At 64.8% G+C, this 10,524-nt stretch carries 10 protein-coding genes; all 10 read left to right on the top strand.

The window, feature by feature from the left end; all coding sequences use genetic code 11:
* Window positions 1-148 precede the first annotated feature (148 nt).
* The 10 genes from JQ592_RS38035 to JQ592_RS37990 all read left to right on the top strand — a co-directional run bounded on the left by JQ592_RS38035 (window position 149) and on the right by JQ592_RS37990 (window position 10,427).
* Entirely contained in the window at window positions 149-325 is a 177-nt protein-coding gene (locus tag JQ592_RS38035; protein WP_211407829.1) for a hypothetical protein, read from the top strand.
* A gap of 435 nt (window positions 326-760) precedes the next feature.
* On the top strand, window positions 761-1,699 hold the full coding sequence (locus JQ592_RS38030) for a LysR family transcriptional regulator (RefSeq protein WP_211407828.1): 939 nt from the start codon (window positions 761-763) through the stop codon (window positions 1,697-1,699).
* Window positions 1,700-1,842: 143 nt separating this feature from the next.
* Window positions 1,843-2,721: a shikimate dehydrogenase gene (locus JQ592_RS38025; protein WP_211407827.1), complete on the top strand. Its 879-nt coding sequence runs from the start codon at window positions 1,843-1,845 to the stop codon at window positions 2,719-2,721.
* A 57-nt stretch (window positions 2,722-2,778) separates the two neighbouring features.
* Window positions 2,779-3,909, top strand: a complete 1,131-nt coding sequence (locus JQ592_RS38020) for an ABC transporter substrate-binding protein (RefSeq protein ID WP_211407826.1) — start codon at window positions 2,779-2,781, stop codon at window positions 3,907-3,909.
* A gap of 236 nt (window positions 3,910-4,145) precedes the next feature.
* A complete protein-coding gene (locus JQ592_RS38015; RefSeq protein ID WP_018644484.1) occupies window positions 4,146-5,021 on the top strand; it encodes a branched-chain amino acid ABC transporter permease in 876 nt (291 codons plus the stop codon).
* A complete protein-coding gene (locus JQ592_RS38010) occupies window positions 5,018-6,016 on the top strand; it encodes a branched-chain amino acid ABC transporter permease (protein ID WP_211407825.1) in 999 nt (332 codons plus the stop codon). Before JQ592_RS38015 ends, JQ592_RS38010 begins: the two co-directional genes overlap by 4 nt.
* Window positions 6,013-6,756, top strand: coding sequence for an ABC transporter ATP-binding protein (locus JQ592_RS38005; protein WP_211407824.1), 744 nt, complete (start codon window positions 6,013-6,015; stop codon window positions 6,754-6,756). Before JQ592_RS38010 ends, JQ592_RS38005 begins: the two co-directional genes overlap by 4 nt.
* Before the next feature lie 10 nt (window positions 6,757-6,766).
* Window positions 6,767-7,504, top strand: coding sequence for an ABC transporter ATP-binding protein (locus JQ592_RS38000; protein ID WP_211407823.1), 738 nt, complete (start codon window positions 6,767-6,769; stop codon window positions 7,502-7,504).
* Window positions 7,501-8,559: a Gfo/Idh/MocA family protein gene (locus JQ592_RS37995; RefSeq protein ID WP_211407822.1), complete on the top strand. Its 1,059-nt coding sequence runs from the start codon at window positions 7,501-7,503 to the stop codon at window positions 8,557-8,559. Before JQ592_RS38000 ends, JQ592_RS37995 begins: the two co-directional genes overlap by 4 nt.
* A complete protein-coding gene (locus JQ592_RS37990) occupies window positions 8,556-10,427 on the top strand; it encodes a bifunctional sugar phosphate isomerase/epimerase/4-hydroxyphenylpyruvate dioxygenase family protein (RefSeq protein WP_211407821.1) in 1,872 nt (623 codons plus the stop codon). Before JQ592_RS37995 ends, JQ592_RS37990 begins: the two co-directional genes overlap by 4 nt.
* The last annotated feature ends 97 nt before the right edge of the window (window positions 10,428-10,524 follow it).

Here is a 10,524-nt window from a genome sequence, read left to right as displayed (position 1 = left end):
CGCCCTCCAGCATGGAGGTTGAATCAGAAATCGCTCCCGGTGGGAATCCCGATTCCAGTCAAAAACAACATGCTCTAAGGCCTTAATCTACTTGTGGAAGAAGTGACGTCAAGTTACACCTAAAGGCGTAGAAAGCGGGAAAACAATGATGGACGACGAGAACATCGCCCTCAACAGCGTGCTCGGCCTGGAATTGAACCGCGTGTTTTTCGCCGTGCGCGAAACGGCAAACAAGCAGAAGATCATCGAGTTCGCGCGCGAGGTGCTGCAGAGCGAGCGCGCGGAGTTGGCGGACAGCATTTTGCCCGAGGGCCCGGCGAGCTAGAACGCAGTCGCAGCAAGCGACGCCGATGCAAAAGATCGCGCGACGACGACGCCCTTCCATCTGAACGCGCAGATTTTAGTCGAAACACTCTGACCGGGAAATTCTTTCCTTCTCCCCTTGTGGGAGAAGGTGGCGCGAAGCGCCGGATGAGGGGTCTCTCTCCGCGAATCCAACTCCCATTTGAAGTCGCGGACAGAGACCCCTCACCCGTCTCGCCGCTACGCCATAGCCGATGCGAAGCATCGGCGTTCTTAAGAACGGCGGCCAAAGGCCGCCTATGCCACCCTCTCCCACAAGGGGACCCACAAGGGGAGAGGGTAATAGCTGACCGCCTCCCTCCACATCGACACACACTTGCCGCTGGATGACATCACGGCTCTCGTGAGATGATCGCCGCCACGATCGTCTTTCGGATGCCAAGGACATTTCAAGACCATGATGACGCTGCGCCAGGTTGAAGTGATCCGTGCCGTGATGGTGACGGGCACCATTGGCGGCGCGGCGAAGCTGCTCAACGTCTCGGCGCCGGGGATCAGCCGCCTCGTCAAATACACCGAGCGCTCGCTCGGCATCCGCTTCTTCCAGCGCCAGAACGGCCGCTACTTCCCGACACCGGAAGCCGAGAACATCTTCGAGCAGATCAACGGCGTCTACAAGAAGGTCGACGATCTCTCCGAGATCATCTCCAAGATCGGACGCGGCGGCCTCTCGGAATTGCGCATCGGCTCGGTGCCGAGCATCTCGCAGGTCATGGTGCCGCGCGCGATCGAGCGCGTCCGCCGCCGCTATCCCGATCTCGGCATCGACATCAACATCCTCAAGCTCGAGGAGGCCATCGACTATCTCCTGCTTGGCCGCGGCGAATGCGTGGCGATGAGCTACCGGCTGGAGCATTCCGGGCTCGACTTCATGCCGCTCGCCTCGGGCGAGCTCTACTGCATCGTGCCGCCGGGCCACGAGCTCGCCGGCCGCAAGCAGGTCTCCGCCGCCGAGATCACGCGCTATCCGCTGATCGGCATCGATCCGAACGACCCTTACGGGCGGATCATGGCCGAGATGTTTGCGCGCCACCGGCTCGACTACAACATCACCATCCGCGCCCGCTTCGGCACCACGGTCTGCGCGCTGGTGAAGGCAGGGCTCGGCATCGCTATCATCGACCAGTTCACGGTCGCCCATGGCGGCTATCCCGGAATCGAGCTCTTGAAGATCACCGAGCCGACGCGGTTCGACACCTATATCGCGGTCAAGCGCGGCGCACCGCTGTCGCTTCATGTCGAATACTTCATCGAATCCCTGCGCGCCGAGATGCGCGCGGTCGAGCCGTCCCGCGGCAACGGCAAGGCCGCCGCGGGCCGCGGCCGGAAGAAATAACATGATGTTAGGTTTGCAGGACAAAAGGGTAATTGTGTTAGGCAGGGGAAAGACTATCGTCGCCCCTGGAAGCCCCTTGGAATTGGGCGGATTTCCCCGCTAATGGCCGGGACCCAACGCTCCCAACGAGACGATTGCGAACCATGTCGAAGCGCGGATATGCCGCCAGCAAGAAACTCCTCACCGGCCTGATCGGCGCGCCGATCGCGCATTCCGCCTCCCCTGCCATGCATGAGCGCGCCGCCGAGGCGCTGGGCCTGCGCGGCCATTATCAGCTCATCGAGGTCGCCGGCGCCGACGCGGCCGGACTTGCCATGATGCTGGAAGGCGTGCGGCGGCTCGGCTTTGCCGGCGTCAACGTCACCTTCCCCTACAAGGAGGCGGTGGTCCCGCTGCTCGACGAGCTGGCACCGGCTGCGGCGACCATGGCGGCGGTCAACACCGTCGTCGTGAGGGACGGCCGCCTGATCGGCCACAACACCGACACGACAGGCTTTGCCCGCGCGGTCGCGCCGCTGCTGGCGTCTTCCGGAAATGCGGTGGCCGTGATCGGCACCGGCGGCGTCGGCAAGGCGATCGCCTTTGCGCTGGCGAGCCTGAAAGTGACTGACCTCCGGATCTTCGACAGCGAGCCGGCGCGCGCCGAAAAACTCGCCGCGCTGCTGGCCAGACATGGCGGCGCGCGGGTGGCCCGAAGCGTCGAGGACGCGCTTGCCGGCGCGACCGGCCTCATCAACGGCACACCGGTCGGCATGCTGCCGAACCGCGACACCCCGGTCCCGGCCTCGCTGCTGCGCGAAAACCTGTGGGTCGCCGACGCTGTCTATTCGCCGCTGATCACGCCGCTGCTGGCGGCGGCCAAAGCCAAGGGCGCGAAGATCATGACCGGGCGGGAGCTCGCGATCTACCAGGCCGCCGACGCGTTCGAACTGTTTACCGGCCTTGCTCCATCGACCGAAGTCATGGGAGAGGCATTCGACGAGGTGATGGCGGCACGAAGTTCGGCCTATCACGCAGCGTAACGGAAGCGGCCGGACACAAGGCCGCGGACAACATCAAAGAAAATGGGAGGAGAGACCATGAAATCGACTTTGCTGGCAGGCGCCCTGCTTGCCTTTGCGACTGCAACCAGCGTCCATGCCCAGGCGATCAAGCTCGCCGACGTTGCCGAACTGTCGGGCGGCGGGGCCACCGTCGGCACCAACTGGAAGAACGGCATCGACCTCGCGATCGAGGAGATCAACGCCAAGGGCGGCGTTCTCGGCCGCAAGCTCGAGGTGACGCACGCCGACTCGCAATCGAACCCCGGCGTCGCCCGCGCGCAGGTGCAGAAGGCGCTCGACGCCGAGCCCTATGTGCTGCTCGGGCCCGGCTATTCCGGCTCGGTGAAGGTGACCGCGCCGCTGGCGGCCGAAGCCGGCATCGCCCAGATCATGGGCGGCGAAGCCGCCGAGCTGACGCAGGCCGGAAACAAGTTCCTGTTCCGCACCTCGTTCGGCCAGCAATCCTCGATGCCGAAGGTCGCAAAGTACATCCACGACGAGATGAAGGCGAAGACGGTCGCGGTGGTCTGGGTCAACAACGACTTCGGCCGCGGCGGCCGCGACGTCGTGGTCAAGGAGCTCGACCGGCTCGGCTCCAAGGTGGTCGCCGATCTCTCGACTGAGGCGGGCCAGGCCGACTTTGCCGCCGACGTCGCCAAGATCAAGGCCGCCAATCCCGATGCCGTGTTCGTCTACCTGAACGAGGAAGAGAGCGCGCGCATCCTCAAGGAGCTGAAGCGCCAGGGCGTCACCGCGCCGCTGATGGGCGAGACCACGCTGATCGGCCAGAAGGTAATCGAGCTCGCCGGCGATGCCGCCAACGGCGCGCGCGGCCATGTCGGCCTCACCACCGACGCGCCGGTCGATTTGATCAAGGCGTTCCGCGAGAAGTTTTCCAAGAAGTACAATTACGTCCCTGACCATAACGGCCTGAAGGGCTACCTCGCCGTCTACATGGTGAAGGCGACTACCGAGAAGATGGGCAAGGTCGACCCGAAGAAGTTTGCCGACACGCTGCACGGCCTGACCATCAAGGCCGCGGACGAGCCGGGCATCCTGATGGACGTCACCTTCAGCGACACCGGCGACATCGATCGCCAGAGCTTCCTGGTCGAAGTGGTCGAAGGCAAGCAGGTCGTGAAGCAGGTGCTGCCGAAGGTGAAGTGAGGGTTTCATCTCTCCCTCTTCCCACTTACGGGGAGAGATCTCTCGTCTCCCTCTCCCCGCCCTTCGCGGGGAGAGGGGTGGGGTGAGGGGCTGCTTCCGCGGCGACGGTGACAATCGAGTTCGCGGAGAGAGCCCCTCACCCCAACCCTCTCCCCGTAAGAACGGGGAGAGGGAGAAAAAAGAGAACGGGGAGAGGGAGACGAGAGAGCGGGCGGAGGGATAGGCGAGAGGGGAACATGTCCAACCTATTCGATCTTCTGGTCGCAGGACTTGCCACCGGTGCGATCTACGCGCTGGTCGCGGTCGGCTTCACGCTGCTGTGGCAGACCTCGCAGACCATCAATTTCGCGCAAGGCGAGTTCGTGATGCTGCCGGCGTTCCTGATGCTGGCGGCGATGCATGCCGGCGCGCCGTTCTGGCTCGCGATCATCCTCGGCATCCTCCTGTCGATGATCCTGCTGGGCCTTGCCTTCAAGATGCTGCTGGTCGACCCGATGATGCGCCATGGCGTGCTGCCGCTGGCGATCGCGACCATGGCGCTCGCGATCGGCATCAAGGAGGCCGTCAAGCAGTTCTTCAGCGCGGAAGCTTCGCCCTTCCCTTCGATCGTGCCGACCGGTGACATCTCCATTCTCGGCCACGCCGTGTCGCTGCAAAGCATCGGCGTCCTCGCCGTCGCAATTCTTGCCGTTCTCGGCTTGACCACGCTGCTGAACCGCACCTCGCTCGGCCACCAGATGCAGGCCGCGGCGCAGAACCCGACGGTGGCGCGCATCATCGGCGTGCCCGTCGAGCGCATGATCCTGCTGACCTTCCTGATCAACGCCTTCCTGGTCGCGCTGGCTTCGTTGCTGATCACGCCGATCTACCTCGCAAAGTTCTCGTCCGGCGAGGTGCTGGGCCAGGCCGCCTTCATCGCGGCGATCGTCGGCGGCTTCAACCAGGTGCGCGGCGCGATCGCCGGCGGCCTCCTGATCGGCGTGCTCGACAATCTCGCGGCGGCCTATGTCTCGACGCAGTATCGCGCCGCCGTGCCGATGATCTTCCTCATCGCCGTCATCCTGTTCCGGCCGCAGGGCTTGCTCGGCCGCGCCGAGGAGCGCACCGTATGAGCGGCTTCGCCAGACCGTTGAAGATCGCGCTCGGCCTTGCCGTCATCGCTGCGCTGATCGTCGTTCCCATGAACTTCAACCGCTACGGCCTGTTCATCCTGAGCCAGTGGGCGGTGATGAGCATCGCCGCGATGGGTCTCAACCTCACGCTCGGCTATGCCGGCCAGGTCTCGCTGGCGCAGGGCGCGTTCGTCGGCATCGGCGCCTATGCCGCCGCGATCATGACCACCCATGGCTGGCCGCTGCCGGCGGCGATCCTCGTTGCAATCGTGTTGAGCTTCGCAGTCGGCTGGGTGCTCGGCTATCCCGCGCTGCGCGTGCAGCACCATTACCTCGCCTTTGTGACCCTCGCCTTCTCCACCCTCGCCTTCCTGGTGTTCCGCAACGAGAGCTGGCTCACCGGCGGCATCTACGGCATCTCGAATATCCCGCGTCCGCACATCTTCGGAATCGCCACCAACAAGCCGCTGCCGTTCTACTATGTCTGCCTCGGCTCGCTGGCGATCGTGTCGCTGGCGGTGTGGTGGTTGATCCGCTCGCCCTGGGGCCGCGCCTTCATGGCGCTGCGCGAAAACCCGCTACGCGCGCAGTCGCTCGGCATCGACACGCGGCGCTACACGTTGATGGCGTTCGCGATCGGCTCGGCGCTCGGCGGTGTCGCCGGCGCGCTCTATGCGCCGCTGACGCAATATATCGACCCTGTTCCCTTCAACCTGTCGCTCTCGCTCGACCTATTGATGATGGTGATCGTCGGCGGCGCCGGCTTCTATTTCGGCCCGTTCCTGGGCGCGATGATCGCGGTGCTGCTGCCGGAATGGCTGCGCTTCACCGAAGGCTATTATCTGATGCTCTATGCGGTCGCGGTGATGCTGCTGCTGATCTGGTCGCCGACCGGCATCCTGGGAATCCTCGATCGCTACATGGCGGCGCGGCGTACGAAGGCGGCCTCCGCGCTGCGCGCCGTCGCCAAGTCGCGCCTGGAGACGGTGCAATGAGTGCGGTCCTCGAAGTCACCAATATCAAGAAAAGCTTTGGCGGCATCCACGCCGTCAACGGCGTCTCTTTCGATGTCCGCGAAGGCGAGATCCTCGGCCTGATCGGCCCGAACGGCTGCGGCAAGTCCACGCTGTTCAACTGCATCCTCGGCCAGCTCACGCCATCAGGCGGCGAGGTGAAGCTCGACGGGCAGGTCGTCACCGGCCTGCGCCCTTCCGAGCTCAACAAGCTCGGGGTCAGCCGCACCTTCCAGCTCCTGCAGGTCTTCCCAAAACTCTCGGTGCGCGAGAACCTGATCCTCGCAGGCCAAGAGCACCAGGGCAACATGGCCTCGCGCCTCGTCGGCCGCTCGGATGCCGGCCTGACCGACACCGCCAACCAGATGATCGGCTTCTTCAAGCTCGACCATCTCGCCGACGAACCCGCCGGCGGCCTCTCCTACGGCCAGCAGAAACTGCTCGATGCCGCCATGGCCTTCATGGGCGGACCGCGCCTGGTGCTGCTCGACGAGCCCGCCGGCGGCGTCAATCCGTCGATGCTGGCGGATCTCAAAGAGCGGCTGGTTGCGATCAACCGCGAGAAGAACGCGACCTTCGTCGTGATCGAACACAACATGGAGTTCGTGATGTCGCTGTGCTCGCGCGTGATGGTGATGGCGGAAGGCAAGGTGCTGGCGATGGGACCGCCCGACGAAGTCCGCAAGAATCCCGCCGTGATCGAAGCCTATCTCGGGCATTGAGGAGGTCACCATGAGCGATCCGATCCTCTCGGTTCAAAACCTCGTCGGCGGCTACGGCAAGATGACGATCCTGAACGGCACCACGTTTTCGGTGCCGCCGGCGACCATCACCACGATCATCGGCCCCAACGGCGCCGGCAAGTCCACCGTGTTCAAGGCGATCTTCGGCCTGCTCAAGCTGCGCGAGGGCAAGATCAATTTCGCCGGCCGCGACGTCACCAATTTGAGCCAGCGCGCGCTGCTCAATGCCGGCATCTGCTACGTGCCGCAGGGCCGCAACATCTTTCCCGAGCTGTCGGTCCGCAGCAACATCGAGCTTGGTGGGGTCTCGGCCGAGAAAGGCATCGACCTGCCCAAGCGGATCGAGGCGGCCCTCGACCTGTTTCCGGCGCTGCGCCGCAAATCGGCGCAGCAGGCCTCGACGCTCTCCGGCGGCGAGCAGAAGCAGCTCGAGATCGCCCGCTCGCTGCTGCTCGAACCGAAGCTCGTGCTGATCGACGAGCCCTCGATCGGCCTGTCGCCGCTGATGGTGCAGCAGACCTTCGACATCCTCAAGAGCTTGCGCGACCGCGGCGTCACCATCCTGATGATCGAGCAGAACGCGCGTTCGGCCCTGGAAATCTCCGACATCGGCATCGTGCTCGAGCTCGGCCAGACCCGCATGGTCGACAAGGCAGAGCGCATCCTGAACGATCCGCGCATCGGCCAGCTCTTCCTCGGCGGCGCCATGGAGGAGAGTGCGGCATGAGCGCGCCAATGCGCATCGCAGTCGCCGGCGCCGGCCTGATTGGCCGCCGCCATATTGCGCTGATCGAGGCATCGCCTGACTGCGTACTGTCAGGCATTGCCGACCCCTCGCCTGCCGGGAAGGATTTTGCGGAGGCACACAATGTGCCCTGGTATGGGGATCATCGCGCGCTGCTGGCGCAGGACAAGCCCGACGGCCTCGTCATCGCCTCGCCCAACACGCTGCACCTGCCGATGGCGCTCGATTGCGCGGCGGCAGACGTGCCGGCGTTGATCGAAAAGCCGGTGACGGAGACGGTTGCCACCGCGCAGCGCCTCTGCGCCGCGGTCAAGCGCACCGGCGTGCCGATGCTGGTCGGCCATCACCGCCGGCACAACCCGATCATCAAGGCCGCACGCGAGGCCGTCACGACCGGCAGGCTCGGCCAGCTCACCGCCGTGGTCGGGCTGTGGCTGCTGAAGAAGCCCGACGATTATTTCGAGGCGACGTGGCGGCGCGAGCAGGGCGGCGGGCCGCTGCTCATCAACCTCATCCACGACATCGACAACCTGCGCTTCATCTGCGGCGAGATCACCGAGGTGCAGGCCCTGACCTCGAACAAGGTGCGCGGCTTCGCCGTCGAGGATACCGCGGCGCTGCTGCTGCGCTTTGCCAGTGGCGCGCTGGGGACGGTGACCGTATCGGATGCGACGCCGGCGCCGTGGAGCTGGGAGCTCTCTTCGGGCGAGAACCCCGCTTATCCCAGACAGGACCAGCCCTGCTACATCTTTTCCGGCACCGACGGATCGCTCTCCGTGCCGAACATGGAGCTGTGGTCCTATACGCGAGAGCCCGGCTGGTACGCGCCGCTGTCGCGCGAGACCGCCCTGCCGCCCGCTTTCGATCCGCTGGTCGAGCAGCTCCGGCATTTCTGCGCGGTCATCAGGGGCCAGGAACAGCCGTTGATCACGGCCGAGGACGCGATGGGAACGCTTGCGGTCGTCGAAGCCGTCAGCGAGGCCGCGCACGCGGGCCAGACAATCTCACCGGGGCGGATCATGGAGCAGGCAGCATGAACAAGCGCTCGATCGCGACCGTCTCTCTCTCAGGCGCCCTGGACGAAAAGCTCCGCGCCATCGCCGCCGCCGGCTTTAACGCCGTCGAGATTTTCGAGAACGATCTGCTGTCGTTCGGCGCAGGCCCGCGCGACATCGCAAAGCTGTGCAAGGACCTCAATCTCGAGATCTGCGCGTTCCAGCCGTTCCGCGATTTCGAGGGCATGCCGGAGCCGCAGCGCACGCGCAATTTTGCGCGCGCCGAACGCAAGTTCGATCTGATGCAGGAGCTCGGCACCGATCTCTTGCTGATCTGCTCCAACGTGTCGCCCGCCTCGCTCGGCGGCATCGACCGCGCCGCGGACGATTTTCGCGAGCTCGGCGAGCGTGCCGCCAAGCGCGGCCTGCGCGTCGGCTACGAGGCGCTGGCCTGGGGGCGCCATGTCAACGATTACCGCGATGCCTGGGAGATCGTGCGCCGTGCCGATCACCCCGCCATCGGCGTCATCCTCGACAGCTTTCATGCGCTGGCGCCGGGCTTTCCGACCCGCGCGATGGCCTCGATTCCCGGCGACAAGATCTTTCTGGTGCAACTCGCCGACGCGCCGAAGCTCGAGCTCGACATTCTGTCGTGGAGCCGGCACTTCCGCTCCTTCCCCGGCCAGGGCGACCTGCCGGTCATTGACTTCATGCAGGCGATTGCGGCGACCGGTTATGCCGGGCCGCTGTCGCTGGAGATCTTCAACGACCAGTTCCGCGCCGGCTCGGCCGCGCAGACCGCCGTCGACGGGCTGCGTTCGCTGATCCTGCTGGAGGACCAGCTCGCACCGGACTGGCCGAAATTTGCCGGCGAGCCGCTGGCGCCGAAGGCGAAGAGCGGCGGCACCGGCTTTATCGAATTTGCCGTCAACGAGACCAAGGCCGGCGACCTCGCCCGCCTGTTCTCGCAGCTCGGCTTCCGAAAGTCCGGCAAGCACCGCAGCAAGGCTGTCGAACGCTGGTCGCAGGGCAAGGTCGAGCTCGTCATCAATTGCGAGACCGACGGCTTTGCGCACTCCCACTACGTGACGCACGGCCCCGGCGTCTGCGCCATTGCGCTCGACGTCGACAATGCCGGCCGTGCCATGCAGCGGGCGGAGACGCTGAAGGCGCGCACCTTCTACCAGCCGGTCGGGCCGGGCGAGCTCGAGATCCCAGCGATCCACGGCGTCGGCGGCAGTCTTCTTTATTTCCTCGATCAGGCCGGCAAGAACTGGGACACCGATTTCGAACCAATCGCAAGCGATGCAAGCGCGGACGCGCTGCTGGCGGTCGATCACATCGCGCAGTCGATGCCTTACGACGAGATGCTGTCCTGGCTATTGTTCTACACTGGCATCCTCGACCTGAAGCGCCTGCCCCAGATGGAGATCGCCGATCCCAGGGGCCTCGTGCAGAGCCAGGCCATCATCAACGCCGACCAGAGCCTGCGCTTCGTGCTCAACGGCTCCTCAGCCAACCGCACGCTGCCGGCGCGATTCATCTCCGAGTTCTTCGGCTCGGGCGTGCAGCATGTCGCCTTCGCCTGCCAGGATATTTTTGCCACCGTCGCCGCGATGCGCAAGCGCGGCGCCGACTTCCTGGATATCCCGGATAATTACTACGACGACATCGAAGCCAAATACGACCTCGCGCCCGAGCTGATGGCGCAGCTGCGCGCCAACCACATCCTCTACGACCGCGAGGGCGACAGCGAGTTCTTCCAGGTTTACACCCACATCTTCGACGAGCGCTTCTTCTTCGAGATCGTGGAGCGGCGGAACTATCAGGGATTTGGTGCGGCCAACGCCGGCATCAGGCTGGCAGCGCAAGCTCGCGAAGTGCGCCCGGCAAGCATGCCGCGGGTGTGATTACCCTCTCCCCTTGTGGGTGTTCAGACCGGGGAGATGGTGGACGGGTGTTCGGAGACATCGTGGACACTTTCGACAGCGAAGCAAGGAGGCTGTC

Source organism: Bradyrhizobium iriomotense (genome assembly GCF_018129405.1).
GTDB lineage: Bacteria > Pseudomonadota > Alphaproteobacteria > Rhizobiales > Xanthobacteraceae > Bradyrhizobium > Bradyrhizobium iriomotense_B.
Note: the sequence above shows the minus strand (reverse complement) of the source record. Positions and strands in the feature narration are given on the sequence as shown.

Excerpts from the sequence above, each read along its gene's own strand:
- JQ592_RS38035 (WP_211407829.1), top strand. The coding sequence starts at position 149 with ATGGACGACGAGAACATCGCCCTCAACAGCGTGCTCGGCCTGGAATTG.
- JQ592_RS38010 (WP_211407825.1), top strand. The coding sequence starts at position 5,018 with ATGAGCGGCTTCGCCAGACCGTTGAAGATCGCGCTCGGCCTTGCCGTC.
- JQ592_RS37995 (WP_211407822.1), top strand. The coding sequence starts at position 7,501 with ATGAGCGCGCCAATGCGCATCGCAGTCGCCGGCGCCGGCCTGATTGGC.
- JQ592_RS38025 (WP_211407827.1), top strand. The coding sequence starts at position 1,843 with ATGTCGAAGCGCGGATATGCCGCCAGCAAGAAACTCCTCACCGGCCTG.
- JQ592_RS38030 (WP_211407828.1), top strand. The coding sequence starts at position 761 with ATGATGACGCTGCGCCAGGTTGAAGTGATCCGTGCCGTGATGGTGACG.
- JQ592_RS37990 (WP_211407821.1), top strand. The coding sequence starts at position 8,556 with ATGAACAAGCGCTCGATCGCGACCGTCTCTCTCTCAGGCGCCCTGGAC.
- JQ592_RS38005 (WP_211407824.1), top strand. The coding sequence starts at position 6,013 with ATGAGTGCGGTCCTCGAAGTCACCAATATCAAGAAAAGCTTTGGCGGC.
- JQ592_RS38000 (WP_211407823.1), top strand. The coding sequence starts at position 6,767 with ATGAGCGATCCGATCCTCTCGGTTCAAAACCTCGTCGGCGGCTACGGC.
- JQ592_RS38020 (WP_211407826.1), top strand. The coding sequence starts at position 2,779 with ATGAAATCGACTTTGCTGGCAGGCGCCCTGCTTGCCTTTGCGACTGCA.
- JQ592_RS38015 (WP_018644484.1), top strand. The coding sequence starts at position 4,146 with ATGTCCAACCTATTCGATCTTCTGGTCGCAGGACTTGCCACCGGTGCG.